Annotated in this window: 24 protein-coding genes; 14 read left to right on the plus strand and 10 right to left on the minus strand. The window is 47.7% G+C overall.

Translation table 11 applies throughout. The features are described 5' to 3' along the window. Nucleotides 1-4: 4 nt before the first annotated feature. The 7 genes from strainIA91_RS02275 to strainIA91_RS02305 form a co-directional block, all read right to left on the minus strand. Complete coding sequence (locus strainIA91_RS02275; RefSeq protein WP_400167479.1) at nt 5-721, minus strand: hypothetical protein; 717 nt, start codon at nt 719-721, stop codon at nt 5-7. Then, nucleotides 718-1,812: a HEAT repeat domain-containing protein gene (locus strainIA91_RS02280; protein ID WP_400167480.1), complete on the minus strand. Its 1,095-nt coding sequence runs from the start codon at nt 1,810-1,812 to the stop codon at nt 718-720. The genes strainIA91_RS02275 and strainIA91_RS02280 overlap by 4 nt, the downstream gene beginning before the upstream one ends. Next, nucleotides 1,809-2,837, minus strand: a complete 1,029-nt coding sequence (locus strainIA91_RS02285; protein WP_400167481.1) for a DUF4837 family protein — start codon at nt 2,835-2,837, stop codon at nt 1,809-1,811. The genes strainIA91_RS02280 and strainIA91_RS02285 overlap by 4 nt, the downstream gene beginning before the upstream one ends. A gap of 76 nt (nt 2,838-2,913) precedes the next feature. Next, nucleotides 2,914-4,755 (minus strand): alpha-amylase family glycosyl hydrolase, encoded by a 1,842-nt coding sequence (locus strainIA91_RS02290; protein WP_400167482.1) that lies wholly within the window; start codon nt 4,753-4,755, stop codon nt 2,914-2,916. A 7-nt stretch (nt 4,756-4,762) separates the two neighbouring features. Further along, on the minus strand, nt 4,763-5,089 hold the full coding sequence (gene trxA, locus strainIA91_RS02295) for a thioredoxin (protein ID WP_400167483.1): 327 nt from the start codon (nt 5,087-5,089) through the stop codon (nt 4,763-4,765). 87 nt (nt 5,090-5,176) lie between these two features. Next, nucleotides 5,177-6,436 (minus strand): ABC transporter permease, encoded by a 1,260-nt coding sequence (locus strainIA91_RS02300; protein WP_400167484.1) that lies wholly within the window; start codon nt 6,434-6,436, stop codon nt 5,177-5,179. 1 nt (nt 6,437) lies between these two features. Further along, nucleotides 6,438-7,322, minus strand: coding sequence for an ABC transporter ATP-binding protein (locus strainIA91_RS02305; protein ID WP_400167485.1), 885 nt, complete (start codon nt 7,320-7,322; stop codon nt 6,438-6,440). Nucleotides 7,323-7,464: 142 nt separating this feature from the next. On the opposite strand from strainIA91_RS02305, the gene strainIA91_RS02310 reads away from it, so the two are divergent. The 3 genes from strainIA91_RS02310 to strainIA91_RS02320 are packed head-to-tail and all read left to right on the plus strand — an operon-like array spanning nt 7,465 to nt 9,748. After that, nucleotides 7,465-7,884: a hypothetical protein gene (locus strainIA91_RS02310; protein ID WP_400167486.1), complete on the plus strand. Its 420-nt coding sequence runs from the start codon at nt 7,465-7,467 to the stop codon at nt 7,882-7,884. A 15-nt stretch (nt 7,885-7,899) separates the two neighbouring features. After that, nucleotides 7,900-8,772: an RNA polymerase sigma factor RpoD/SigA gene (locus tag strainIA91_RS02315; RefSeq protein WP_400167487.1), complete on the plus strand. Its 873-nt coding sequence runs from the start codon at nt 7,900-7,902 to the stop codon at nt 8,770-8,772. 40 nt (nt 8,773-8,812) lie between these two features. Then, on the plus strand, nt 8,813-9,748 hold the full coding sequence (locus tag strainIA91_RS02320; RefSeq protein WP_400167488.1) for a M23 family metallopeptidase: 936 nt from the start codon (nt 8,813-8,815) through the stop codon (nt 9,746-9,748). Nucleotides 9,749-9,750: 2 nt separating this feature from the next. On the opposite strand, the gene strainIA91_RS02325 is transcribed toward strainIA91_RS02320, so the two are convergent. Then, on the minus strand, nt 9,751-11,133 hold the full coding sequence (locus tag strainIA91_RS02325) for a hypothetical protein (RefSeq protein ID WP_400167489.1): 1,383 nt from the start codon (nt 11,131-11,133) through the stop codon (nt 9,751-9,753). A 132-nt stretch (nt 11,134-11,265) separates the two neighbouring features. Between strainIA91_RS02325 and strainIA91_RS02330 the strand changes: the two genes are divergently transcribed. Genes strainIA91_RS02330 through cysS form a run of 3 tightly spaced genes read left to right on the plus strand, consistent with a single transcriptional unit; the run spans nt 11,266 to nt 14,242 of the window. After that, nucleotides 11,266-11,814 carry a D-glycero-alpha-D-manno-heptose-1,7-bisphosphate 7-phosphatase gene (locus tag strainIA91_RS02330; RefSeq protein WP_400167490.1) on the plus strand — a complete coding sequence of 183 codons (549 nt, stop codon included), beginning with the start codon at nt 11,266-11,268 and terminating at the stop codon, nt 11,812-11,814. Continuing rightward, nucleotides 11,814-12,830, plus strand: coding sequence for a D-alanine--D-alanine ligase (locus strainIA91_RS02335; protein WP_400167491.1), 1,017 nt, complete (start codon nt 11,814-11,816; stop codon nt 12,828-12,830). Before strainIA91_RS02330 ends, strainIA91_RS02335 begins: the two co-directional genes overlap by 1 nt. After that, on the plus strand, nt 12,827-14,242 hold the full coding sequence (gene cysS, locus strainIA91_RS02340; RefSeq protein WP_400167492.1) for a cysteine--tRNA ligase: 1,416 nt from the start codon (nt 12,827-12,829) through the stop codon (nt 14,240-14,242). The genes strainIA91_RS02335 and cysS overlap by 4 nt, the downstream gene beginning before the upstream one ends. Before the next feature lie 66 nt (nt 14,243-14,308). On the opposite strand, the gene strainIA91_RS02345 is transcribed toward cysS, so the two are convergent. Continuing rightward, nucleotides 14,309-15,463 carry a DUF6588 family protein gene (locus tag strainIA91_RS02345; protein WP_400167493.1) on the minus strand — a complete coding sequence of 385 codons (1,155 nt, stop codon included), beginning with the start codon at nt 15,461-15,463 and terminating at the stop codon, nt 14,309-14,311. Nucleotides 15,464-15,566: 103 nt separating this feature from the next. Beyond that, complete coding sequence (locus strainIA91_RS02350) at nt 15,567-16,649, minus strand: M28 family peptidase (RefSeq protein WP_400167494.1); 1,083 nt, start codon at nt 16,647-16,649, stop codon at nt 15,567-15,569. Nucleotides 16,650-16,741: 92 nt separating this feature from the next. Between strainIA91_RS02350 and strainIA91_RS02355 the strand changes: the two genes are divergently transcribed. Genes strainIA91_RS02355 through meaB form a run of 8 tightly spaced genes read left to right on the plus strand, consistent with a single transcriptional unit; the run spans nt 16,742 to nt 26,312 of the window. Then, on the plus strand, nt 16,742-17,698 hold the full coding sequence (locus strainIA91_RS02355; protein WP_400167495.1) for an MBL fold metallo-hydrolase: 957 nt from the start codon (nt 16,742-16,744) through the stop codon (nt 17,696-17,698). Further along, on the plus strand, nt 17,682-18,179 hold the full coding sequence (locus strainIA91_RS02360) for a deoxycytidylate deaminase (protein WP_400167496.1): 498 nt from the start codon (nt 17,682-17,684) through the stop codon (nt 18,177-18,179). The genes strainIA91_RS02355 and strainIA91_RS02360 overlap by 17 nt, the downstream gene beginning before the upstream one ends. After that, nucleotides 18,176-18,856 carry a hypothetical protein gene (locus tag strainIA91_RS02365; protein WP_400167497.1) on the plus strand — a complete coding sequence of 227 codons (681 nt, stop codon included), beginning with the start codon at nt 18,176-18,178 and terminating at the stop codon, nt 18,854-18,856. The genes strainIA91_RS02360 and strainIA91_RS02365 overlap by 4 nt, the downstream gene beginning before the upstream one ends. A gap of 40 nt (nt 18,857-18,896) precedes the next feature. Beyond that, on the plus strand, nt 18,897-19,514 hold the full coding sequence (locus strainIA91_RS02370) for a hypothetical protein (RefSeq protein ID WP_400167498.1): 618 nt from the start codon (nt 18,897-18,899) through the stop codon (nt 19,512-19,514). Nucleotides 19,515-19,528: 14 nt separating this feature from the next. Continuing rightward, the gene (locus strainIA91_RS02375; RefSeq protein WP_400167499.1) at nt 19,529-20,767 is read left to right on the plus strand and encodes a glucose-1-phosphate adenylyltransferase; all 1,239 of its coding nucleotides are present in this window, start codon (nt 19,529-19,531) and stop codon (nt 20,765-20,767) included. 19 nt (nt 20,768-20,786) lie between these two features. Continuing rightward, nucleotides 20,787-22,958, plus strand: coding sequence for a methylmalonyl-CoA mutase family protein (locus strainIA91_RS02380; protein ID WP_400167500.1), 2,172 nt, complete (start codon nt 20,787-20,789; stop codon nt 22,956-22,958). After that, nucleotides 22,951-25,137 carry a methylmalonyl-CoA mutase gene (scpA, locus tag strainIA91_RS02385; protein WP_400167501.1) on the plus strand — a complete coding sequence of 729 codons (2,187 nt, stop codon included), beginning with the start codon at nt 22,951-22,953 and terminating at the stop codon, nt 25,135-25,137. The genes strainIA91_RS02380 and scpA overlap by 8 nt, the downstream gene beginning before the upstream one ends. Further along, on the plus strand, nt 25,134-26,312 hold the full coding sequence (meaB, locus tag strainIA91_RS02390) for a methylmalonyl Co-A mutase-associated GTPase MeaB (protein WP_400167502.1): 1,179 nt from the start codon (nt 25,134-25,136) through the stop codon (nt 26,310-26,312). Before scpA ends, meaB begins: the two co-directional genes overlap by 4 nt. Nucleotides 26,313-26,412: the final 100 nt, after the last annotated feature.

Consider the following 26,412-nt stretch of genomic DNA (forward strand, 5'->3'; position numbering starts at 1 on the left):
AGATTTATTCAATATTTAAATATTTGATTTCACTGGTATAATAACTGACATTTTTATCCAGGGTAGGTACGGAACACTGAAAATTGCCACCACTTCCGGGCAAGAGTGCTGAAGAAGAATAAATACCACCAAGATATTTCATGTCATTCCCTAAAACAAAACTGCTGTCTGTACTGATCAGATTGGCTCCATCATCATACAGCCTGAACACAACCCGGACAAAGTCCGCCCGTTGATTTCCGTTGTTTGTCACCTTTCCCAGAAATACTTTTTTATCGGTATACGTCATTTCTTTGACAGGGCCATCAAATTCCAGCACGGGAGCCTGTTTTTTTATAGGTTCAATGTTTTTAATCTGTTCCCGCTGAAGCGTTATGATACCGATCAGGGTTTGGACCTTTATTTCGGACAGGTTTTCCTCCAGGATTGTTCCCTGAACAATGGTCCCGTTTTTCAATATGATCTGATGGGTCAATTCAGGTACGGTGACCATTTCCCGGATCTCATTCCGGATTTTTGGCATATTCACTTCAGCTTTATACATCAGCACTTCTTCTTTCAGTGCCTTAAGCTCATTTTTCAGCTGAAGGATCTCTTCATCTGCTGTATAATAGCGGTCCCCGTCCGAATCCTTGTGAAGCACATCCGAGGCCGGGGGGACCTGGGCGGCGGCGATTGATACGAGGATCAAAAGAAGCGACAAAAGGTGTGATATTTTCATTTGGCACCTCCCTGAAAGTCACGATGAAGGGCAAGGGCTGTTTTCTCCATCGCCTGGTACAGGTCCGGATCCCCTGATTTACGGACAGCCGTGGCGATATCCGTCCAAAAAATGAGATTATGTGGTTCTTCCAGTGCCTGAATTAAAAACATGAGCTCTTCAGGTGACTCAAATGCGATAAGGCCATCCACTGCTTTTTTACGGAGATGGTAAGGAAAATTATCGTCTGTGGCTATCAAACGGAGGGAAGGGATAATCGCCGGATCGGAAAAATCCTCCAAGACCGCTAAGGCACTGTTCAGCATATGATTGTGCCGTTCCTTGCTCCGGTCCAAAAACTTAAGGAGGGCAAGCAATATTTCCTCATCCTGAGTGAGATCCAACACATTAAATGAAAATTCACGGAGCATCTGATCTGTTTTTGGATCGCCCATGAGTGCAATCAATGCTTCTGTAAAAGCGGGTTCATTTTTATCAGCCAGGATTTGTAAAGCCCGTTCCCGGGTCCTCAGACTTCGTTTCGGATCATTGATGATTTTCAGCAGGACGGGGACAATTCCGTCATCGTCGTATTTTCCCAGAGATTTGGCAAAGGCATCATCCAGCTGCAAAAAGTGATCATAAGATTTCTGATATAAATCCAGGAAGCGGGGGAGGCTCTGTAAATCCGTATTTGCAAAAATACTCCCCAGGATTTTTTTCTCCAGATTGATCCTGAGATCCATCAGGGCTGAATATGCATTCATCATCAGGGTGCCCCATTTGGGGTCGTTCAGTTGCGCCGTTTCATCGGCGATGATTTCCAGTGCCCAGTATTCCATGGTTTGTGGTTTTTTCAATTGAGACTGGATCAGGCGATAGGAAAGAGGGTCCCTGCTTCGAATGATATAGCGGAGGGCTTCCGCCCGGAGTTCCTGAGCCTGTTCATCATCCACATACGTGGCAATGATCCGGTCCAGGGCTTTGGGCTTTTCTTCCAGGTAACGGTTGTACTGGTTGACAATTGCCCGGCTGTCCTTGAGTGGACCGCTGCCACTGCATCCTGCCAGAAAACCTGCTAAAACAAGAACCATCAGGTATTTTGTTTTCATTTCATATATTCCTGTAAGACTTTTTCACTTGTAAAAAAGGTGCTGACCATGAGCTCCATCTGCCGGAGATAGACATTTTTTATCTGTCCCGGAGCCCAAACACAGACATCAACAAAGTAGGTCCGGTCTGTTACCCCGTCATAAAAATAAAAACTGGAAAAGGGTCCGCCCATGGTTTTTTCCGGATGTCCCCACAATCCACGAATATTGAAAACCGGGCGATTTCCCCAATGAACCAGCCGGTGTGTCAGATATCGTTTTTCTACATATGTACCATCCAGATAATTCAAACTCAGCCAGTGCCGCATGGTGATCGCCCATCGTTCATCCAAAACCGATGAGAGACCGCCTTTTTGCCAGTAAATGGTAACCCAGCGGTAGGGACCGGTTCTCCCCAGTTGAATGATGCGCTCATTGGGGTCTTCCTCCAGGATCTGATAACTGTGGGGGACCCTGAAAGAGAATTTGTATTTTTCAAACAATTTTTTTGTGATCTCTTTTTCTTCGGCTTTATAATACATCTGGTCAAATTGCCGTTCAACGAATGCTTTATTCAGCGCGTCATAAATATTCTTTCCCTCATTCCGGATAAATGTTAAAAGGCTTTCGTCGTCCGGTGCCGCCAAAATGATAAAAATCTGCCGTTTGGCCAGTTTTTCTTTTATAGGAAACAGATACCGCTCACCCTTTTCAATCATGCGCAATGCCGTATCCGGCAGCATTCGCTGAACATATTGGGATGTCCTGTCCGTTCTGTCCAATGTTGTGATGAACATGAGATTTTTGGACGCCCGGTAATCTTTGAAATCCGACAAGGGAACCTTTTCAAAATGGTAGATCTGTTCAATTTGGGGTGTCCGGATCTCCTTTTCCACCGGTTTCCGGATGGCTTCCTCTATGATTGCCCAGAGTGAGTCATCCACAAATGTATAAACCGGTCCGTCGTTTCCAACAGCCAGCTTTTTGTAGGGTTCACAGCTAAAAATGGTTAAAAGGATTAAGCTCAAAAGAATAAGTCGCTTCATCGTTGATCTCCGATTCAGGATGATTGATGTCCTTAGTGATAAAATAGTCAGAGAAATGGTCAAAATCACATGTTATTTACGGTCTGCCACCTGTAAAAAGCCACATAACGGCCGTCTTTGCCGGGATAGCGGTTTTATATTGGGTATCGAGGGGGATTTTTTCAGCGTTGTAAAGAGGCGAAATAAGTTCTGCATCTTTTCCGTTGATTTCAGGAACCAGGGAATTCATTGTGACGGAGGCAGGTTCAAAGTCATCATTGTAGATCAGAATTAGGATACTGTAATCATCGCAGCGCCAGGCAGCATAGAGAGAATCCCCTATGAGGATATGTTTCATGGGCGCCGTGAAAAGACCGGGGTGTTCCTGCCGGAGACGGTTCCATCGCCTGAATTGGTGATAGAGCAGGTTTTCCACCTCATTTCGCTCATCCTGTGTAAAGGCTGAAGTGGCATCATCCGGAAAACCTCCGGGAAATTTCTTCCGGTTCTCAGGATCGTGCCCACCGGTCATTCCGATTTCATCCCCATAATAGATCTGTGGAATGCCCCTGAGACCATATAACAGGGTAAATGCATTCACGTAGACCCGGATGTCTTCCCCCGTGTCCGTAAAAAAACGACCCATATCGTGATTATCCATAAAGACCGTCATCATGGAAGGATTCCGGTACATAAAATCCAGAGAAAGATTTTCATAGAATGTTTTAATACCGGTTTTCCCTGTAGTCAGTTGATGAATCTGGCTGGAATGGGCAAAATCCGTGATGGAGCTGAGTCCGTTTTGTAAGTCTGGTCGATTGCTGAAGAAAAACGAAAGAGGTGTTTTCTCAAAGACCATGGTTTCTCCGAGAATAAAAAGGCCGGGATACTCTTTCCGGACGCCCCGGGCCCATGTGGCAGATCCTGCAGTATCCGAATAAGGCCAGGTATCCTGCCGGATGCCATCCAATCCAAAGGTTTCAATCCACCAGATGGCATGGGTAATCCAGTAATCCACCACAGCATCATGCCGCAAATTCATATCTGCCAGGTATCCGGCAAACCATCCGGACTGGACAATTTCCCGGAGGGAATCCGGCCCCCATGTATTGATGACATCAAAAATCCGGTAATTGCAAGGTTCAAAGTCCTCTACGGAGTAATTGATCCATTCGGAAGATGGTGGATTTTGGGCCAGGGGATGGGAAGGGGAGATGTGATTGATAATATGATCCATGATGACTTTTATCCCAAGGGACTGGCTTTTATCTACCAGTTCCCGGTAAGTCTGGAAATCCCCCAGATGTGGCTCAATGGCATAGAGATCTGTAGGCGTGTATCCATGATAGCAGTTGATGTAATTGTTTTCAAAAACAGGTGTCATCCAAAGAACCGTGATTCCCAGATCCCCAAGGTAATCCAGTTGGTTGATCACGCCTTGAAGATCCCCACCGCGCCGGCCCCATGGGTGTTCAGGACGTACCGGGTCTTTGTGGCCCGGGATGAAATTCCGGTCAGTATCTCCATCTGAAAACCGGTCCGGCATCAGCAGGTAAATCACATCCCGTGCATTGATATCTGCCGGTAATTTCCCCGTCCTTTCTGCAATGGGGAATTCCATAGTGGCAGATTCATGGCTAAAAAGTCCTTTTTTCTTTTTAAATGTGATGGTTTCCGTTCCGCTTTTGAGGATTTTCAGTTTCACCCGGTAATAAGCCGGATTGGGATAGGGATGTGCTTCCAGAATTTTGGCGAATTCTCCGCTTGTCTGGGCGGAAAAACCGGTAAAATCATCTCCATAGATCAGCAGGGTGACGGTGTCGGTTTCCATGCCGCTCCACCAGTTTGGCGGCTCGGTTTTTGTAATTGTCAGTGAAAAAAGAGATTCCGCCGAGAAAAAAAGAATCAGTGGGAAAATCTTATAAAAAATCCATTTCATCGAAACCCTACAGATTTGATTGAATCTTTTGCCGGATTACATTTTTTGGAACAGCACCCAGAATGGAGTCAGCCACCGTCCCGTTTTTAAAGATCATCAGTGTGGGAATAGACCGGATCCCGAATTTTTGTGAAGTCACCGGTGAATGATCCACATTGACTTTGGCAACGATTATTTTACCTTCCATCTCAGCGGCGATTTCATCCAGGAACGGGGCAATCATGCGGCAAGGCATACACCATTCTGCCCAAAAATCGACAACGACGGGGACTTCACTTTTTAAGACATCTTTTTCAAAATTTGAATCATTAACATGGATGACATTTTCAGCCATATTGATCTGCTCCTGATTTAGTGTTTTCGAGTTAATCCGGTATTTAAAATAACATTTCCAGTTTTAGATCGCACGAACTTTGTTACGTTACCGGGAAAGTGACCGGTTCCACCGGAGTATTTCCTGGAAAGTCGGTCTTTTTCCATACATGAGAACCGCCAGGCGGAATATCCGGGATGAGAGCCAAATCAGGAAAACAATCCAGGCAACCAGATACAGAGCCATGCCCAGAATACTCCAGAATGGGGGGGTGGATATCCCGATACGGGCAATCATCAGTAAAGGGGTGATCAGCGGGATGTAAGACAAAATTACCGACAGACTGCTTTCAGGATGTTCCAGCATAAAAGAGATAAAATAAATGGGCAATAAAGCGATGAGGGATAGAATTCCCCCTAACTGTTGAGCATCCCGTTCATTGTCAAAAAGAGATCCCAGGGCGACATAAATCGTGCTGAACATGAGATATCCCAAAATGAAAAAGACAAAATACCATATCAGGTGACTCGTATTCATAAGTCCGGACGTCCATTGGTCGGATAAAAAATGGCTTCCTGCCAGATACAGGATGATCATGTAAATAAATATTTGTGTTAAGCCCAACAGTCCCATGCCTAAGATTTTTCCGGCCATAATTTCCGAAGGCTTTACGGAGGACAGGAGGAGTTCTACAATTTTATGGGTTCTTTCTTCGATGATACTCGAAATAATGCTTTGTGAGGTGGTAATAATGCCCATAATCAGCACAAACATAAAAACAAAGGGAGTCATGTAGCGGATAAAAATATTTTGACCGGATAGGACCCCTTGTTCTGTAAGTTGATATTCCTTCAGTTTTACAGGTGTCTGGATAAAAGCCAGCACATCCCTGTTCAATCCTGCTTTATCCATCCGGTAGGATTCTGCCGCGTCCTGAAGTCCGCTTTGTATCCGGCTGATGTGGTCGGGTCCCATATTTTTATAGTAGATTTCAGTTACTATGGTATCTGATTCTGCCAGGTGGACGGTCAATACGGCATCTGCCATATCCTGCCCGATCATGTGACGTATCAGGGTGTCTTTTTCCGTTTTGGTCCTATTCGATTGCCGGGTAAAAAGATAACGGGGCTCATTATTTTCCAGCCGGTATTTCCGGTTGAATGTGTTTTCAATGGTATCCGCCAGGGCATTGTCCGGGCACATCAAAACCAGATATTCCGGTTCAGGTCCGCTTTTCATGGCAAGCATTTGGGGACCAATGGCCAGCGCCAGAATGATGAAGGGGAGGATAATCGACAGGATAAAGGCTTTGGAACGAACCCTGTGAATATATTCCCATTGCAGTATTGTACGTATATTTTGCCACATATTAGGCCTCAACCAGCTTGATGAAAATATCTTCAAGGGATGGAGTATAACGGGCAATGCCCTCTATATCCCACATATCCGTCAGGCGGCGGACTGCTTCTTTAAAAGACAGATCGTCAGGTAAATAACCCCGGAGAATTTTATTCTGGATGTCATACGATTTGAAAAGTCCGGTGGCAATTTTTTCTGGCCGGGTCTTGAAACGGATCTCAATTTGCTGATCTCCGTGTTTTTCTTTGATGGATGCAAGAGCGCCTTCCAAGACAACCTGTCCCTTGTTGATCAGGCAGATATGATCACACAACTGTTCAACCTGGTCCATCTGGTGGGTACTCAGGACGATGGTTTTTCCCTCATCCCGGAACTCACGGATGATATCCTTCAGGATGATCTGATTGACCGGATCCAGACCGGTAAAAGGTTCATCGAGGATGAGAAGTTCGGGAAAACTGACGGTGGCAACGATAAACTGGATTTTTTGTTGATTCCCTTTGGAGAGCTCGCTGACTTTGCGGTCTGCCTGATCGCTCATGCCGAAACGGTCCAGCCAGATCTGACAGTGATCGGCTGCTTCCTTGAGAGAGAGTCCCTTCAACTGACCGAAAAACCGGATTACTTCCCGGATCTTCCGTTTTTGGTAGAGTCCGCGTTCTTCAGGAAGGTACCCCAGCATTCGGCTGTCGGTTCCTCCCGATGTCCCGTCGCCAATCCGGATTGTGCCGGAATCGGGTTGAATAATATTCATGATCATCCGGATTGTTGTGGTTTTTCCGGCACCGTTGGGACCCAACAGACCATAGACGGATCCCCGGTTAACCTGAAAGGAGACATCCTGAACGGCATGTACCTTTTCAAAGTGTTTTGTGACCTTTTCCAGCTTTAGCATATCAAATCTCCAGAAGTAGGAGAAATTACTTCGCACCAACCATGAATGCAAATTCTCAATAAAAATAATTATTGTAAGGTTAATAAATTCATGGTAGTATTATTACGAATACGATGAAGCAAATGAAACAGAGGAGGACAAGATGTCTAAAGTCTTTGATGATATTAAGAATTTCTTAAACGACTGGTGGACCAAAAACGGACCTAAAGTGGAAGGTATGGTCAAAACCACGGCTGAGAAAGCAGAGCATCTCACTCAGAAAGCCCGCCTGAAATATGACTTATACCAGGCTGGACGGGATTTGGCAAAAGCCTATGAAGAACTGGGTGAAAAGGTTTATCACGATATGAGTGAGAATAAAAAATTTGACTTCTCCGGGGATGATGACATCCAGGTACTGATGGATCAGATTGTTCTTGCAGAAAAAAAGGTTCAGGAAGTCCGGGATGAACTGGCACAGGTGGGGATGACACCGGAAGATGATCCCTTTGAGGAGGAAATGCCGGAAGATGTCAATGCAGCCGACGTTCCCGAGACAGATGAGCCAAAGGTCGGAGAGTAACAATTCTCTGAAAACATGAAGCATCGGAAACGAGACATATCCTATATTTCCCGGAAATGGGGAGTGAGTCCCAATTTATCCAGTTATCTTGAAGAAATTGCCGAGACCGAACCCCTGCCGCCGGAAGAAGAGATCCGTTTGAGCCAGCTTATCAAACAGGGAGATAAGGATGCCCTGAACAAGATGCTTTGTGCCAATTTGCGATTTGTGGTGTCCATTGCCAAAAAATATCAGAACCGGGGTTTACCCCTGGAGGATTTGATCAATATTGGCAATCTGGGGCTTATAAAGGCGGCACACCGTTATGATGAGAGCCGGGGGTTTAAATTCATCTCGTATGCCGTTTGGTGGATCAAACAGACCATTCTTCAGGCATTGGCTGAACAATCCCGAACGATCCGGATTCCCCTGACCATGGTTTCCATTATGAACAAATATGCCCGGGAAATGGAACACCTGGAGCAGACGTTTGAGCGGGAACCGAATTTTGAAGAGCTGGCGCAGGATATGGATATCAATCAGGACACGCTGGAAAAAACCCTCCAACTCAGCACATCTCCCCTTTCTGTGGATGCCCCGGTCCGTGATGAAAGCGATTCGTATTTTCTGGATATTATCGAGGATGAAGATGCCGATGCACCGGACAGCGAACTTATGGATGAGTCCCTCAAGTATGAGTTGCACGATGTGCTGAAGAATCTTACGGACAGGGAACAAAAAATCATAAAAATGTACTATGGACTGGAAAATTATCCTAAAATGACCCTTGAAGAGATTGGGGAAAAGGTTAACCTGACCCGGGAACGGGTCCGGCAAATCAAGGAAAAAGGCATCCGGAAACTTCGGCATATCAGCCGGGCCAGGCTCTTGCAGAAGTTTTTAGGTTAATACTTGATCGAAAGTAAATTCACCCTTAAAATATAGACATATGAGCCCACGACTGAAAAAATCACACAATACAAAGTTTCTCATCTTTTTTGAGCATGCGTCGGAAATGCGGGAGATGGTGATTCCAGTCAGTCGTATGGTACAGATTATCTGCCTGGTATTTTTATTCTTGTCGATGACGATTTATGGCTCTGCCCAGTATCTGGCTGGCATTTATTATGAAGAAAAAATCAAAGCAATTACAGCAGATAATGATGATCTGACATCAGTATTGTCAGAAATGCGGACCCGGATTTCCACCTTACAAAACCAGATTGATGTAATTGTGGAAAAAGATAAAGCCCTGCGTTTATATGCCAATCTGCCGGAAATTGATCAGGATATCCGGAAAATGGGCGTGGGTGGACGTGTGACGGAAGATTTTAACCTGGACAATCTGGATCCGGAAGATGAAAGCGCTCTGGAAAAGATGGATCTGAATCTGAAAGCCCTTTCACAGACTATCAAGCTCGAACTCATGAGCTATGAGACGCTTTTTGAAACGTTACAGACTCAGAAAGACCGGTTTGAAAGTATTCCTTCTATTTCCCCCACAAAGCTGGGATATCTTTCTTCCCGTTTCGGATATCGTCTGGATCCCTTTAATGGCGAACGGACGTTTCATCATGGAATTGATATTGCCGCTTCAACCGGTACCCATGTCTATGCCACAGCCGGTGGGAAAGTTGTCTATGCAAGGTATAACGGCGGTTATGGATATACGATTAAAATCGAACATGGCTATGGATTTGCCACAATTTATGCGCATTTAAGCCGCATGAATGTCCAAAAAGGGCAGATTGTCCGCCGGGGAGATGTCATTGGATTTATTGGAAGTTCCGGCCGCTCAACAGGCCCGCACCTTCACTATGAAGTGCGGTATCACAACAACCCCGTCAATCCTATCGAGTATATCTGGACCGACGCTTCGCTCTAATTTCAATTTCCAAAGCAATATAAATACCCGTTCCGGGAACCAATATAGACTTTATTCTCATGAACAACCGGTGTGGCTTCACAACCAAAAGGTTGCGCATCAAGCCTTTTTAAACGGCCTTCGGGAGAGTATTCAAACAGATATATTCCCCAGTAGCCGGCTGTGATGATTCTGTTACCCACGATAATGGGTGTCGATATGGAAGGACCGATAAGCACCGAATCCAAAACAACGGGTTTAAAGTACCAGGTGCTGCTATCCGGTCCCAATACCTTATAAGTTTGTGTGTTTTTATAATCGATGATGTATAAAAGGCTGTCCAAAGTATTGACAGCGGCAATATGGGGATATCCTTCCGGCCGGGTGTGGTCATTGACAGATGCACTGCCAATAATTCCGCCTTTCCACTCTGCCACTGCGGCATTCCCTACAGGCAGAAACCACTCCACGCAGGATGAATCAGGAGCTTTCTGTGGATTCAGCTTCATCACTCCGCCTTTTCCGGGGATGTGCTGCTTCTCAAGGGTCACCAGTAAACAACTGTCCGATGTGACTACCGGAGATCCGTCCATATCACTGCCGGTGATAAAATCCCAGTCAATCTGACGGGTTTTTAAATGGTATCCATACACATGCCCTGAACCGGATGTGATATATATGTGGTCTCCCAAAAGACAGGGGGAGCTCTCCGTGACCAGATTTAAGCCATGGGACCGGGTATCTTCCCTTGCATAAAGCCGGTGTGATTCCAGAATGCGTGGTTGAAGAAAGCCATCCCGCATTTCTGCCTTTTCCGGCCGGGGATCAAACACAATGAATTGTCCGTTTTCCAAACCTAAATGTGCCAGGGAATCAACAATCAGGGCCGATCCGTCCACATCCCGGCTGTAACTGGCAAAAAAGGGGACATTCATTTTCCACAGAGCTTTGCCCGAATGATAATCGATGGCCTGATAACTGGTAATGATAGGATGATCCAGGTATTTATTCAGTCCCAGCCGGCTTCCCTGCAGAATGATCAGTTGATCCTTGTCCGGAGACGCGTACAGGGTCCCTGTCCCTTTGATCACATCATCAAAAGCATATTGCCAGATCAATTCTCCATCAGAAGCCCGGATCTTTTTCAGGTGATGGTCATAGGCCCCCTGAATGATGTACAAGGTGTCTTCCGTTTTTACCAGTAAGGGCTGGCCGGTCCACCCGCAACCCTTCCATGTCCGGTTTCCGGCCTTTCGGGATAAGGTGGTTTCTCCTTCACCCAGGTAGAAAGACCATTGCAGTTCAAGGCGATCCGGCGCCCTGTTCCCGTAGACATTGCGCCCCGGGCCTCCTAAAAAAGTGCTGTTGATCAGGGAATCCTTCCCACCAGCCTGAATGGGTTCCATAAATATCAAACACAAAATAAGAGAGACAAAACCATAACGCATAAAATGAAGCTAATGAGTTTTATGATCTTTCTTCAACATAAAAAAGGATAATCGGCTGATTTTGTCACTCCTTCCCCTTAAATTCCGCTTATGAAAATATCTGTGGTTTTTCTGGACAGGGACGGTGTACTGAATGAAGACAGGGATGAATATATCCGTACCGTCCGGGATGTGAAGGTTTATCCGTTTGTGCCTGAAACCATACAGCAATTGACAAGACTTTCCCTCAAGGTCATCATCATCAGCAATCAGTCCGGCATAAACCGCCACTATTTTTCCCGGGAGGCTGCAGAGAAAATGTTTGAAAAGGTTATTCAAGCTGCCGAGTCTGCCGGTGGGAGAATCACGGATTATTATTATTGTCCCCATACCCCTGAAGAAGGATGCTCCTGCCGGAAACCCCAAACCGGAATGATTCAGCAGGCAGTTGCCGATCATGGTATCTCTTTGGATGAAGCGTTGATGGTGGGGGACAGCCGTTCTGATTACGAAACCGCCCGGAATGCCGGCATTCCCTTTATACTGGTCCGGACGGGCAAGGGTGAGAAGACAGAAGAAGAATTGAAAACTGTGGATCCGGATCTGATTGTGGTAGATACCCTGAAAGATGCCGTTTCATGGATTGTGAGGAGAACCTGATGAATATCTGCGTTTTACTGGGAGGTGCTTCACCGGAGCGGAATGTCTCCATCACCAGTGGAAAAGCTGTAGGACAAGCCCTGACATCTCTGGGTTATACCGTTTTTTATGTTGATCCCTCCACGCCCTGGCATCAAATGGACCAGTTCCGCAGCATGCTGGAAAGCTTTGATGTCACGGATAATCATTTTGATGATATGGCACATCGGGATGAAAGGGTCTTTATAGAACATATCCGTGAAATGAAAGCCATGAAAACCGATGTCGTTTTTAATGCCCTTCATGGAGGAACCGGCGAAAACGGTATGATTGCAGCGGTTCTGGAAATTGCCGGAATTCCCTATACCGGTTCCGGCCCCCTGGCTTCTGCCCTGGCCATGGATAAATATCTTTCGAAAGTGCTTGCGGAAAAGGCAGGTGTTCAAACAGGACGTGTTGCCAGGATTACCGGTGAAACACAGATCAATCCGGATGCCCTGACCTTTCCCCTGGTGATCAAACCCAACAGTGCCGGATCGTCCGTAGGGCTCCATGTTTTGATGGAACCCTGTGATATCCGCCCCCTGATAAAGGATGCCCTGACCTATGACCCGGTGATTCTGGTTGAAGAATATATTCCGGGACAGGAACTCACGGTGCCTGTTGTAGGCGGTGAAGCGTTTCCCCTTATTGAAATTCTCCCGGAAGGCGGTGTGTATACCTTTGAAACAAAGTACACATCGGGAAAAAGCCGTTATCTGGTACCGGCACCCCTGGCAGATGATGTCACCCAATCCCTGAAAGAGAAAGCATTACGCATTTGGAATATTCTGGGCCTTGAAAGTTATGCCCGGATTGATTTCAGATTGAAAAACGGTTATGAAGCGTACTTTCTGGAAGCCAACTCCCTGCCCGGTATGACAGCCACCAGCCTTTTACCTAAATCAGCCAACGTGATGGGAATGGATTTTCCCACACTGACGGATTGGATCATCAGGGATGCCCTGAAACGTTTTGAAAAAAAGGAACAATCATGAGCCTGGTTTTTTACAACACTCTCAAGCGAAAAAAAGAAATATTCATCCCCCTGGAAAAAGGTGTTGTAAAGATGTATACCTGTGGTCCCACGGTATATAATCATGCCCATATCGGCAATTTCAGGGCCTATATTTTTGAGGATCAGCTGAAGCGTTACCTGAAATATAAAGGATTCAAAGTCACCCAGGTGATGAACCTGACGGATGTGGACGATAAAATCATCCGGAATTGTTCAGAGAAAAAAATCCCCCTTCAGGAATATACCCGGCCTTTTAAAGAGTCCTTCTTCAGGGATCTGGAGATTTTGAATATTGACAGGGCGGAGGTTTTTCCGGCAGCCACAGAACACATCGGGGATATGGTAAGACTGATCCAGTCTCTATTGGATAAAGGACTGGCTTATCGTACAGAGGATGGTAACATTTTTTTCAAGATCACGGCTTTTCCCCGTTACGGGCGGTTACAAAACCTGAATCCGGAAAACCTCCGGAGTGGAGGCCGGGTGGAGAGTGATGAATACGAAAAGGAATCGGTACACGATTTTGCCTTGTGGAAAGCCTGGAAACCGGAAGACGGGGAGGTATATTGGGATACACCTCTGGGGAAAGGTCGCCCCGGCTGGCATATCGAATGCTCTGCCATGTCCATGAAATATCTGGGGGAGACGTTTGATATACATACCGGCGGTGTGGACAATATCTTTCCCCATCATGAGAATGAAATCGCTCAAAGCGAGGGAGCCACAGGCAAACCTTTTGCACGGTACTGGCTCCACTGCGAACACCTGCTTTGGGATGGTGAAAAAATGAGCAAATCCCTGGGAAACATGATGTACATCCGGGGTTTGACAGATAAAGGCTATTCTCCCCGGGCCATCCGCTATACCCTGCTATCTACTCATTACCGCCAAAAGCTGAATTTCAGTCTGCCCCTTCTGGATCAATCAGAAAAATCCCTTAAACGAGTGGATGATTTCCTTTTTGAACTTGATCAAATTCATGAGGACGGTCCGGTTCATGATAAAGTGGAAAAGGAAGTCGCCCGGATGCTGGAAAAATTTGAAGAAGCCCTGGACGACGATCTGAACATTTCTCCGGCCCTGGCGTCTGTGTTTGAAATGATCCGAAGGATCAACCGGATAAAGATAGATTTCCCAATGACACATGAAGATAAGAAAAGCATTTTGTTGGCACTAAAAAAAGTGGATCAGGTTTTGGGGGTTATTTTTTCCGGAAATCACAAAAAGTCCGCCGAACTGTCGGATGAGGCCATTGAAGCCCGGATTGCAGAAAGGAATGAAGCCCGGAATAACAGGGACTGGGCCCGGGCAGACGCTATCCGGGATGAATTGCTCAAGTCCGGAATTGAACTTATTGACCGGAAAGAAGGTACAACCTACCGGCGGAAATAGCATAAATTCATCTTGAAATAAAAAAGGGCGGTTTGTACCGCCCTTTTTTTATGTTGTTAACAATGATTATTTAAACATAATGCCTAAACCGACAGTGGCCACCTGATAATCACCCACCAGGGCGACCTCGGCATTGACGAATGTCAACGGAAGGACCTGAAGGGTTAAGCCGGCATTCATGCGGATTGTGTTTTCCCCTTCCAGGTCAAAAGAGAGTTCCTGGTCTTCATCAATACCCGGGATGGTCCCGGCCGGGATGGTATAGGTCAGGTTGATGGTTGTCTGATCATACCCGGCACCGATATAGGGTGTAATCTTGATGATGGGAATGGGCAGACGTTTTCCCAGTTCAGCATGGTAATTGATATTTGTGGCTTCAAGAATATCTCCTATTTTCAGGACCTGATAGAAGGCGCCGACAGACACGTCCAGGATGGGAACCGGCAGGTTTTTCCGCAGGCCGGCACCGTACATGGAGAACATGCCGAATTCTTCGCTGATTTCAAATTCGGGAACATAGCGTCCCTGTACTTCGATCCCAAAAGGAATACGGACATTGGCCTGGAGACCGGCCGTGGGGACAAACTCAAGTCCGAGTCCGCCGGGGAATTGAAAGTCAGGTGCAATGTTATCCAGATTTCCATTGAGGAAATTCATGATGGATGGCTGCAGATAGGTATCCACATCACCTCCGGACATGCCCTGTTCTTCCACCAGCTGGGTTCTGAGGGCCATGTAGACTTCATTGGGTGTGCGCGTGGAAAGCAATACTCCATCTTCCTGGTCGCTGGCGATGGTGGGTGTTTCTGTTACACCGCCGTTGTCGTATATGTCGCTGAATGTCAGCGTCACGTCATCCGGTTGAAGTTCTGCCGGAAGCATTGAAACACCGGACATAGAACTCAGGGGAAAAGTGATGGTGTTTTCCATCATGGAATATTCAAACATCATGGCGGCATCCGGGACAGCCACCGCGTTTACAACCAGTCCCACATCCAGGCCGATGGGCAGGGGAAGTTTGGCGGTTTTGGTGGAAGCCTTCCGGTATAAACCGCTGTTCATTCCGGCACCGAATCCTGTTACCAAAGGCTGTACATAACCCCTGGCATTATCCCCCAGCATTTTTTGAAGGCTTTCTTCAAGGCTCTGGGCCTGCAAATGGGATACAGGCATCAGCAAAGCCAGAATAAGTACCATTCCGATCACAGCTTTTAAACGCATTGTTCACTCCTTATGTTGTTATTATCCCCTCATTTTACTTAATGTAAGAGAAATCGGGTATCATAATCAAAATTTTTTTTATTTTCACCGCTGCTATCGTGAGTCAGGACACATATTGTTCAATCAATTTCACCAGATGAAGGAGTTTTGACTGTTCCGGGAGGGGAAGGTTACCGTTCGTCTCACAGATTTTTTCGGCTTTTTCGATATAATTCAGGATTTTCTCAAGATTCGGTGTTTCCGGATCCATGACCCGGAACATCTCTTTTAATGATTTCAGGGATTCAGCATCGGCGGCACCTTTGGGGATATATGTAAAATACTTCCGGGGGGCCGTGGATAAATCCCGTAGAAGATAAGAGAAATAAAGGACAAGCCGGTTAATTTTGGGATAATCGAGTTTTTCGGCCGAATCAAAGAGGGTGTGGTAAAAATGGTTCCGGCCCGATGTGGCAAAAATGAAAGGCCGTTCACGGTTTTTAAAGGCGATATAATTACCGGATGGAGGTACGGCATGAATTCCCATACGCCGGGGATAAATGCCTTCAACGGATGTTTCCAGCTGGTTGAGAACAGGCCCAATACCGCATTTTTCTCCACCGATGAGAAAAAAAGAATCCATGATTTTCTCATGGGTACCTGTACCCAGTCCGTGTCCCATCAGATCCAGAAAAACGGCCAGATCAATGGCATTCAATACTTCGGGATTGGCTTCACAAAAGCGTTCCACACCCATGTGGGGAGAGTTGAAAAAGGGGGGTTCTTCTGCGTCAAAACAGGCCACAAGGATACTTCGCCGGTCAGCCTGGGGCGGGTCGGCATGAAAATGTCCCGCCGCCCTGAGAATGATACCCACAGCCGCCGCATTGTCATCAGCCCCTGGATAATACCCCAATTCGTCATCATCAGTCCCCAAATGATCGTAATGGGCTTCGATCATGATGTACCGGTTTTTTAACCGTCCTTTTCCGGGAATATATCCCAGAATGTTGGCGCCCTCAATATTTTCCGGTAAATGAGGAAGGGGCTGAAGGTATGATTCGCCATAAAAGGGGAGGATTCCCAGGTCCTGCATTTGCTGAATGATGTATTCCTGTGCCCTTTTCCACCCCCCGGTTCCGGTCCGGCGACCGGCGCAATACCGGGATGCAAGATAGTGGATGATCTGAAGGGTGGAGTCGGCCATGGACAGAATATTCACGGAATCCTGCGGAATAGCAAGAAAATAATGTTCAATATTTTAAATCTGTGAGAATCCCGTTACATTTCAGTCAAATCATGACAATGGAACTGAACATCCTGGGAACGGCTTCACAACTGCCGACGGCTAAGCGGAATCACGGAGGCTGCCTGTTGCACTGGCAGGGAGAAAATATCCTCCTGGATCCGGGTGAAGGTATCCAGCGCCAGTGTGTGAAAGGCGGCCTTTCCGTCCCGGCTATCCGGACTATTTGCATTTCCCATTTTCATGGGGATCACTGTCTGGGACTCCCGGGAATCATTCAGCGGATTTCCCTGGCAAAGGTGACTGAACCGGTGACTATCATTTATCCCGGGGAAGGAGAGGATTTTTTAAAAAGACTTCTGACCTGTTCGGATTTTCATCAGACGTTGACCCTTAAACTTCTTCCCATACCCTGTGAAGGGATTGTTTTTAATACGGGAAAACTCCGGATTGAAGCCGTCAGATTGAAGCATCGCATTCAAACCTTTGGATTCCGGATCGTTCAGCCGGGTGGATACCGTTTTGATAAAGAAAAGCTGGCTGTTGCAGGCATTAAAGGAAAATCCGTTGGGATTTTGCAGGAAAAAGGTGAACTTCAAACTGAGAGGGGAGTGATCTCCCGGGAGAGTGTTTCAAAACCTGTTCCGGACCGGGTTTTTGCTTATGTGGCGGATACGGCGCCGGGAAATCATGTGAACCACCTCATGGATCATGCGGATCTGCTGCTGTGTGAAACAACCTTTATGGAAAGTGAACGGAATCTGGCGGAAGCTTACGATCATTTAACGACCGGCACAGCAGCAAAGGCAGCCCTTGAAAACAAGGTTGGATTTCTGATTGCGACTCATTTTTCGGAACGCTACCGGGATAACCGCGTTATTGAAAAAGAACTTCGGGAAATTTTTCCCCGGTGTTATACCGCAGAAGATCTGACCCGTTTCAGTCTGGTGCTGAAGACAAAGACACTTCATGTAGAAACCATAAGGAAAAAGAATGGACAAGCGACCTGAAAGACCCGGCTGGGATGAATATTTTCTGGAAATAGCCCGGGTGGTAGCCCGGCGCTCATCGTGCCTGCGCAGGCAGGTGGGAGCCGTCATCGTCCGAAATAAAGATATTATTTCCACCGGTTACAACGGGGCACCCAGCTTCCAGAAAAACAGCCTTGAATATGGCTTTTGCTACCGTGATACACACAATATAAAATCCGGAACCCACCTGGAACTGTGCAGGGCCGTAGGATCCCATGCCGAATCCAATGCCATTGTACTGGCTGCCCGGAACGGACATTCCACGGCGAACAGTACCATTTACATCTATGGCCATGAATTTGTGTGCAATATGTGTAAAGCCATGATTGCCAATGCCTTCATTCATCGGGTCGTTTTGCAGAAGCCCGATGGGAAAGTGGTGGAATTTATTCCTGAGCGGGACTGGACAGTCCATCCTGTGGATATGGCCGAAACTCCGGAAAAGGTGAGTGAACGATGAGACGTCTGTATCTGTTGACTGGAATTCTGATTGCGTTTATCAGTAACCCTGTTCACGCTGCAGATGCCCGCTCCTATCTGATTCGCTATAATGATCAGATGAACAAAATTTCCACATTGGAAGCGGACCTTCTGGTCAGCTCACGGATGCCGGGACTCACCCTGGCAGATCAAAAAGGAAAACTCCGGTACCTGTCCCCCGATGAGGTGGATATCAGTGGCGGCTTAAAAGATGTGATTCCTCCTGAAGCCATTCTTATCAACCTCCACCACGTACTGATGGATTCTTCCGTCACCGTCCTGCCGGGTGTTGAAACGGTTGCCGGCGGAGTGATCCTCCGGATGCATGTCCAGGATCCTGCGGCCGGTCGTTTGGACTGGACGGTGACAATGGATACCATCCGCTGGTATATCCGGGAAATCTTTGTCCGGGATCCCAAAGACAATACCGTGAATATTCTTTTCCGCCAAAAACCGGTCCAGGATGATCTTTATCTGCCCCAATCCATTGAAGTCCTGATGACGGCTGCAGAAGAGAAAAGGCGGGTCCCCAATCCCCGGAGACAACGGATTGCCCAGCCGGGAGATGAGGAATCAGGAACCATGACGATCCGCCTGAATCACTATCGCATCAATGATCCGGAGACCTATGAATTTTTTCATCACTCCATGGATTAGACCTGACCTTAATGACTGAATTTCGTATATTTCATAACTGATGACAAAACCACCTAAATATTTTGAAACATGGTTGGCCAGAGGGATATCCTTTATCTTCAATCCCCTGTGGTTCAGCATTTTGTTTATCATTTACCTGGTAACACATAAGGGATACGACCGGGCGGATGCCATGGGAATTATTATCGCCGGATCCTTGTCCGCTTTTATCCTGCCGGTTCTGATTATCGGCTATATGGTAAAAAGAGGGATGACATCCCACATGGATATCCCCGAAAGGTCCCAGCGGATTGTCCCGTTTATGATTTTTTCCCTCATTTATCTGGTCACGTTTCTCATATCTGTCTGGACCGGACTTCCGGGTGCTTTCAATGCCGTGTTGTTTGCCATTTTTATCAATACGATCATTTATGGAATTATTACCCTGTGGTGGAAAATCAGCATTCACTGTGCAGGTATTGCCGGTTACCTGTCTGCAACAACCTTGATTTTTGGTCCACGGCATGTTGTTCTCTGGCTGATCGTTCCTGTACTCTGCTGGTCCCGGATCCGTGTGAAAGCCCATACTCCCATGCAAACAGTGGTGGGCACCGTATTGGGTGGAGTGCTGACATGGCTGGAAATTTGGCTGGCCGATTATTGGTTTAATATTTTATAAATCATGAGGTGTCTATGAGACGTGTTTTATCACTCATACTTGGAGGTGGACGGGGAACGCGACTGGCTCCCCTCACCAGTGTGCGTTCCAAACCGGCAGTCCCTATCGGAGGCAAATACCGCCTGATCGATATTCCCATCAGCAACTGCCTGAATTCCAATATCCGAAGAATTTACGTCCTGACACAATTTAACAGTGAATCCCTCCACCGGCATATTAACAGTACCTACAAATTTGATCCCTTTTCACAGGGATTTCTGGAGGTTTTGGCGGCATCCCAGACCTTTGAAAATGCCCACTGGTATCAGGGAACGGCAGATGCGGTCCGCCATAACCTTCACCATTTTGAAAAATGGGATTTTACCGAATACCTGATCCTGGCCGGCGATCATCTGTACCGGATGAATTACGACAAGTTTGTTCACCATCACCGGTCCAGTACGGCCGATATCACCATTTCGGTCAAAGCCGTCTCACGGAAAGAAGCCATGGAATTCGGTGTGCTGAAGGTGGATTCAAACGGACAGATCATCAAATTTGCCGAAAAGCCCAAAGACGATCAAATCCTGGATGATATGACCAGCGATACGGGGAATCCGGACAAACCTTACTGGGGCTCTATGGGTATCTATGTGTTCAGCAAAAAAATTCTCCGGAAAGCCCTGAGTGACATTCAGAAAGATGATTTCGGCGGCGATATTATCCCCGGGGCCATTGAAAGCGGATATCATGTCCAGGCCTATTTTTTCAATGGGTATTGGGAGGATATCGGGACCATCCGTTCCTTTTATGAAGCCAACATTGCCATGACGTCCCAGACACCCCCCTTCTGTTTCCGTGATCCCCTGATGCCCATCTATACCCATGCCCGTATGCTTCCCGGAAGTCATATCGGGGACTCCTGCATTGTCTCCTCCACCGTGGGAGAAGGTTCCATGATCCGGGCTACGTCCATCCGGAAATCGGTGATTGGCATCCGGAGTATGATTGATTACGGAACCACCATCGAATCCTCCTATATCATGGGCAATGATTACTTTGAAGAAGATCGCGAAACAGGCATTCCCCTGGGAATCGGCCGTAATTGCGTGATAAAAAATGCCATCATCGATAAAAATGTCCATATTGGAAATGATGTGCAAATCCTCAATAAAAACGGGATCGACTACAAGGAAGAAAGTCAGTACTGGATCAGGGATGGCATCGTAGTGGTGAAAAAAGGAGCGATTCTTGAAAATGGAACCATTATCTGACAGAGATCAGAGGAAAAGCATGACAGAGACCCCGAAAGACCCATTGATTAAACTTGATAAACAATGTACCCTGAAGGACGATTTTCCCGTCCCCACGCATGAAGAGTGGCTTTCAATTGTTGAGCCTTTCCTCAAGGGGGCTCCCTTCGAAAAGAAACTATGTACCCCCACTTATGAAGGTATTACCCTGAAGCCCCTGTACATCCGGGCGGACCGCGATGATATCCCCTCAGATATGTATCCCGGAGGGGATGATGGCTTGCGGGGAAACACGGCTGCCGCTTATGCAGGTAAACCCTGGATTGTAAACCAGGAACTTCCTTTTGCCCTGGCGGAGGATTTTAACAAAGCCCTGCTGAACGATTTGCAAAAAGGGCAGACAGGCGTGACGCTGAAATTGGATACGGCCACCCGTTTGGGACAGGATGCCGATTACGCAAAGACGGAAGATGTGGGAGATGAAGGTCTATCCATATCGGGATTGCGAAGCCTTGAGCGGGCTTTGAATGGCGTAGAACTCCCTGCAGTGGAAATATCACTCGACGGCGGTTTTTCAGCCCTCCCTTTTCTGGCCCTTTTTAAGGCATACCTGGATAAAAAAGGTGTGGATCCCACAGCCCTTAAAGGAAGTGTAAATCAGGATCCCTTTGCATTTTTAGCCGGAAAGGGATTTCTCCCGGTCAACACAGATACTGTTTTTGATGAAATTGCCGAAACCATCACATGGCTTGACGGCACCATGCCGGGCTTGAAGGGACTTGGAATATCCACTCTGCCGTACCATGACGCCGGTGCCAATGTCGTGCAGGAACTGGCCTGGATGCTCTCAACCCTGGTGGAATGGATAAACCGGCTGGAAGAACGGGATATAACCCCGGAACGCATTGTACGCCATCTGCGGATCACCCTGGGTGTCGGACCTTTCTTTTTTATGGAAATCGCCAGGTTCAGGGCAGCCCGGTTGCTGGTCCGTAGGGTGCTGGAAGCCTATGGATTGAAAGAATCAGCCCGTCAAATCACCTGGCATGCCCGTCCATCCAGAACCAATCAAACCCTGTATGATCCCTATGTCAATATTCTCCGGACCACCACGGAGGCTTTTTCTGCAATCCTGGGAGGCGTGGACAGCCTTCATACCAATACTTTTCATGAAATGGCCGTGGGTGAACCATCCGCCTTTGCCCGCCGGGTAGCACGGAATATCCAGATTATCCTCCGGGAGGAGTGTCATCTGGACCGCCTGATCGATCCCGCCGGTGGATCTTACTTTGTTGAGGCACTCACCCGACAGGTGGCTGAAGAAGCCTGGTCCTCTTTTCAGAAAACAGAAGAACAGGGCGGCCTGATGAAAGCCCTGGAATCCGGGTGGATCCATAACGAAATTTCTGCAGTAAGAAAAGCCCGGGAAAAAGACTATCGAAAGCGGAAACAGGTTTTGGTGGGAATCAATATGTATGCCGATATCAAACAAAAAAAGCTGGAAGCAGTGCCCGTGGATCAAAAAGCGATTCAAAAAACGCGGGCAGAGTATCTGAAAGCCTTTCGTGTTTCTCCGGGACAAAAAGAGAATCAGGCTGTCATGATGCATCTTGAGAATTTATCCCGGAATAAACAAACATTAGAAACGGCTGTACAGGCGGTGTCCGCCGGAGCCACACTGGGTGAAGTCTCACGGAGTCTGCGTCTTTCTGCAGGGAAAGGCCTTAGTATTTCACCCCTGTTGCCTTACAGAGCAGCTGAAATATTTGAACATTTCCGGGATATGGGTTGGCAGGCGGAAAGGACAGAGAGGGGCAGGCCAAAGATTATTCTGGTCAATATGGGTCCTCCCAAACAACACAAGATCCGCTCCGAATTCAGCCGGGGATTCCTGGAACCCGGTGGATTTGAAATCCTGGATACACCTGCCCAATCCTCACCGGAAGAGGCAGCCCGTACCGCACATGAAAGCGGTGCCTTTGCGGCTGTCCTCTGTTCCACCGATGAAAGTTATCCGGAGATCGTCCCAGTCTTTATTAAAAAGCTGGAAGATCTTAACTCCCCAATGAAAGTGATTGTTGCCGGCCGGCCCCGTGAAAGTATGGAAATGCTGGAAAAAGCAGGTGTTTTTCGCTTCCTCTATCTGGGAGCCGATGCCGTGGACATGTATGAGGATCTGTGGAAAACGGCGGGAGGTGAAGATCATGCGTAAACCGGATTTTACAAAAATTCCCCTTGATATTGATGCACCCCGGATGACTCGTGAGGAATGGGAAAACGCTTTTGAAAAAGAGACGGGTATGTCGGTCCGTGAAGCGGTATGGGAGACCATGGAAAAAATTCCCGTCAAACCCCTTTACGACAGGAATGATACAGAGAGCTGTGAGCATCTGGATTATCTTTCCGGGATCCCCCCTTTTTTACGAGGCCCCTATTCCACCATGTATGTAGGACGTCCCTGGACGGTCCGGCAGTATGCCGGCTTTTCCACGGCGGAAGAGAGCAATGCCTTTTATCGCCGGAATCTGGCGGCTGGACAAAAAGGGCTTTCCGTAGCCTTTGATCTGGCAACCCACCGGGGCTATGATTCGGATCATCCCCGGGTTGTGGGGGATGTGGGAAAGGCTGGCGTGGCCATCGATTCGGTGGAAGACATGAAAATCCTTTTTGACGGAATTCCCCTGGATAAAATGTCCGTCTCCATGACCATGAACGGGGCGGTGCTGCCGGTCATGGCTTTTTATATTGTGGCGGCGGAAGAACAGGGTGTTGCTCCGGAAGAATTGAGTGGAACCATCCAGAATGATATCCTCAAAGAGTATATGGTTCGCAATACCTATATCTATCCTCCGGAAGTATCCATGCAGATTATTGCCGACATTTTCAAATACACATCCGAAAAGATGCCCAAATTTAACAGCATCAGCGTTTCGGGATATCACATGCAGGAAGCAGGCGCCACAGCGGATCTTGAAATGGCCTATACGCTGGCGGATGGGTTGGAATATGTACGGACCGGGATTCAGGCGGGGCTGGATATTGATGCGTTTGCTCCCCGGATTTCTTTTTTCTGGGCAGAAGGCATGAATTATTTCATGGAAATTGCCAAGCTCCGGGCCGCCCGGCTGATCTGGGCCAAACTGATCCGGCAGTTCAATCCGAAAAATCCCAAATCCATGTCTCTGCGGACCCATTCCCAGACATCCGGCTGGAGTCTGACAGAGCAGGACCCCTACAACAATGTCGCCCGGACCTGCATCGAGGCCATGGCAGCAGCTTTGGGACATACCCAGTCCCTTCATACCAATGCCCTGGATGAAGCCATTGCCCTGCCGACGGATTTCTCTGCCCGGATAGCCCGGAACACCCAGCTTTATTTACAGGATGAAACCTGGATTACAAAAGTCATTGATCCCTGGGGCGGTTCCTATTTTGTGGAGTCCCTGACCCATGAACTGCTGCAGAAGGGCTGGGATCATATCCTGGAAGTGGAGGGATATGGCGGCATGACCAAAGCCATTGAGGCCGGCATTCCCAAGATGCGCATTGAAGAAGCGGCTGCCCGGCGTCAGGCCCGCATTGATTCAGGTCGGGAAACTATTGTGGGACTCAATAAATTTCCCCCTGAAGAGAAAGATCCCATCGAGATTCTCGAAGTGGATAATACGGCGGTTCGTCTTTCCCAAATCCGCAGACTCCGGGAGATTCGGTCCAAACGGGACGATAAGGCAGTGGATAAAGCCCTGAAAGCCATTACTGCCTGCACGGAATCCGGCGAAGGAAACCTGTTGGATGTGTGTGTTGAAGCGGCAAGAAGCCGGGCAACTCTGGGAGAAATATCATCAGCAATTGAAAAAGTATGTGGAAGGTATCAGGCTGTGACGAGGACAATTTCAGGTGTGTATAGCAGTGAATATGCCGGAGATGAAGAAGATCTGGTTCAAAAAGTCCGGGAACTCACCGATGATTTTGAAAAACGGGAAGGCCGGCGTCCCCGGATCCTTATTGCGAAAATGGGCCAGGATGGACATGACAGGGGGGCCAAGGTTGTAGCAACGGCTTATGCCGATATGGGCTTTGATGTGGATATGGGCCCTCTTTTTCAAACGCCGGAAGAAACAGCTCGGCAGGCCGTGGAAAACGACGTGCACGTGGTGGGCATGAGTTCACTGGCAGCGGGACATAAAACACTGCTCCCCCAACTTGTTGACGCCTTAAAAAAACTGGGACGCGAAGATATTATCGTCATTGTCGGCGGTGTGATCCCGTCCCAGGATTATGACTTTCTCTACCAACACGGAGCTTCGGCCATATTCGGACCTGGTACCCGGATCCCGGAAGCGGGGCTCCGGCTTATGGAAGAAATCAACGAACGGTTTGGGCACGAATGAGAGAAACAGATAAAGATCAGGATCCCGAAAAAGATCAGGAGGAAGTGGAGGGTGAACGGAGTTACCGGCCGGATTGGGCACCCCCGGAAGATCATGATGCCTTTGCCGTGAAAGTGGTCCGGAGCGGACATCCGGAGGGGATGAAAAAAGAGATTACCAAAGGGCCTAGACGAAAAAATCTTTCAGTGGATGAGTACGTGACGGGTGTTTTAAAGGGTAACAGGCCAATACTGGCCCGGACCATTACGCTTATTGAAAGCCAGGCTCCCCGGCACCGGGAAGTGGCAGCCCGGGTCCTTCACCGATTACTTCCCCATGCCGGAAAGTCTCTTCGTATTGGCATTTCCGGTGTCCCCGGCGCCGGTAAGAGTACTTTTATCGAGACCTTTGGGCTCCAGCTTATTCAAAACGGTCACCGTGTGGCTGTGCTGGCTGTGGATCCAAGTTCTTCCGTCACAAAAGGAAGTATTTTGGGGGATAAGACCCGGATGGAAAAGCTCTCCCGGGATGATCATGCTTTTATCCGTCCGTCTCCTTCAGGGGGAACCCTGGGAGGAGTGGCATCAAAAACCCGTGAAAGCATCACCGTGTGTGAAGCTGCCGGATACGATGTGATCCTGGTTGAAACCGTGGGGGTGGGACAAAGCGAGATCACGGTCCGCTCCATGGTGGATTTTTTCCTCCTCCTGCAAATTTCCGGTGCAGGGGATGAGCTTCAGGGAATCAAAAAAGGCGTTATTGAAATTGCCGATGCCGTGGTCATCAATAAGGCGGATGGTGACAATGTTCAGAAAGCGGAAATGACCCGAAACCAGTTTGAAACGGCCATTCATTACCTAAAACCCGTCACCAGAGGATGGAATTGTCGCGTGCTGACCTGTTCAGCTCTCACAGGATCCGGAATCCCCGATATCCGCCGGATGATCTGGGACTTTAAAGAGCAAACGACACAGACAGGTATTTTTCAGCAAAGACGGAAAGAACAGGCAGTGAACTGGTTTTTCAGTATGATTGATGAACGGATGCGTGCCTGGTTTTATGATCATCCGGAAATCCGTGATAATATCAATACCTTAAAGGAGAAAATCACGTCCGGAACCCTTTTGCCCACAACCGGGGCAGAGCAAGTCATGGAAGGTTTTCTCGAAAAGATTTTCCCTAAAAAAGGGGAGTAATTGATTCTCTGATTGTGTAAGTTTTTGATTGGGAGCAGTAACACGTGACACGTGACGCGTGACGCGTGACGAGTGACGCGTGACAAGTCGTTGAATGTGA

This window comes from Candidatus Neomarinimicrobiota bacterium (genome assembly GCA_041154365.1).
GTDB classification, from domain to species: Bacteria; Fidelibacterota; Fidelibacteria; order Fidelibacterales; family Fidelibacteraceae; genus Fidelibacter; species Fidelibacter multiformis.

Excerpts from the sequence above, each read along its gene's own strand:
- strainIA91_RS02280 (WP_400167480.1), bottom strand. The coding sequence starts at position 1,812 with ATGAAAACAAAATACCTGATGGTTCTTGTTTTAGCAGGTTTTCTGGCA.
- strainIA91_RS02360 (WP_400167496.1), top strand. The coding sequence starts at position 17,682 with ATGGACAAGCGACCTGAAAGACCCGGCTGGGATGAATATTTTCTGGAA.
- cysS (WP_400167492.1), top strand. The coding sequence starts at position 12,827 with ATGAGCCTGGTTTTTTACAACACTCTCAAGCGAAAAAAAGAAATATTC.
- strainIA91_RS02345 (WP_400167493.1), bottom strand. The coding sequence starts at position 15,463 with ATGCGTTTAAAAGCTGTGATCGGAATGGTACTTATTCTGGCTTTGCTG.
- strainIA91_RS02380 (WP_400167500.1), top strand. The coding sequence starts at position 20,787 with ATGACAGAGACCCCGAAAGACCCATTGATTAAACTTGATAAACAATGT.
- strainIA91_RS02330 (WP_400167490.1), top strand. The coding sequence starts at position 11,266 with ATGAAAATATCTGTGGTTTTTCTGGACAGGGACGGTGTACTGAATGAA.
- trxA (WP_400167483.1), bottom strand. The coding sequence starts at position 5,089 with ATGGCTGAAAATGTCATCCATGTTAATGATTCAAATTTTGAAAAAGAT.
- strainIA91_RS02290 (WP_400167482.1), bottom strand. The coding sequence starts at position 4,755 with ATGAAATGGATTTTTTATAAGATTTTCCCACTGATTCTTTTTTTCTCG.
- strainIA91_RS02350 (WP_400167494.1), bottom strand. The coding sequence starts at position 16,649 with ATGGCCGACTCCACCCTTCAGATCATCCACTATCTTGCATCCCGGTAT.
- strainIA91_RS02335 (WP_400167491.1), top strand. The coding sequence starts at position 11,814 with ATGAATATCTGCGTTTTACTGGGAGGTGCTTCACCGGAGCGGAATGTC.
- strainIA91_RS02315 (WP_400167487.1), top strand. The coding sequence starts at position 7,900 with ATGAAGCATCGGAAACGAGACATATCCTATATTTCCCGGAAATGGGGA.
- strainIA91_RS02320 (WP_400167488.1), top strand. The coding sequence starts at position 8,813 with ATGAGCCCACGACTGAAAAAATCACACAATACAAAGTTTCTCATCTTT.
- strainIA91_RS02375 (WP_400167499.1), top strand. The coding sequence starts at position 19,529 with ATGAGACGTGTTTTATCACTCATACTTGGAGGTGGACGGGGAACGCGA.
- strainIA91_RS02305 (WP_400167485.1), bottom strand. The coding sequence starts at position 7,322 with ATGCTAAAGCTGGAAAAGGTCACAAAACACTTTGAAAAGGTACATGCC.
- strainIA91_RS02370 (WP_400167498.1), top strand. The coding sequence starts at position 18,897 with ATGACAAAACCACCTAAATATTTTGAAACATGGTTGGCCAGAGGGATA.
- strainIA91_RS02300 (WP_400167484.1), bottom strand. The coding sequence starts at position 6,436 with ATGTGGCAAAATATACGTACAATACTGCAATGGGAATATATTCACAGG.
- strainIA91_RS02285 (WP_400167481.1), bottom strand. The coding sequence starts at position 2,837 with ATGAAGCGACTTATTCTTTTGAGCTTAATCCTTTTAACCATTTTTAGC.
- scpA (WP_400167501.1), top strand. The coding sequence starts at position 22,951 with ATGCGTAAACCGGATTTTACAAAAATTCCCCTTGATATTGATGCACCC.
- strainIA91_RS02355 (WP_400167495.1), top strand. The coding sequence starts at position 16,742 with ATGACAATGGAACTGAACATCCTGGGAACGGCTTCACAACTGCCGACG.
- strainIA91_RS02365 (WP_400167497.1), top strand. The coding sequence starts at position 18,176 with ATGAGACGTCTGTATCTGTTGACTGGAATTCTGATTGCGTTTATCAGT.
- strainIA91_RS02325 (WP_400167489.1), bottom strand. The coding sequence starts at position 11,133 with ATGGAACCCATTCAGGCTGGTGGGAAGGATTCCCTGATCAACAGCACT.
- meaB (WP_400167502.1), top strand. The coding sequence starts at position 25,134 with ATGAGAGAAACAGATAAAGATCAGGATCCCGAAAAAGATCAGGAGGAA.
- strainIA91_RS02275 (WP_400167479.1), bottom strand. The coding sequence starts at position 721 with ATGAAAATATCACACCTTTTGTCGCTTCTTTTGATCCTCGTATCAATC.
- strainIA91_RS02310 (WP_400167486.1), top strand. The coding sequence starts at position 7,465 with ATGTCTAAAGTCTTTGATGATATTAAGAATTTCTTAAACGACTGGTGG.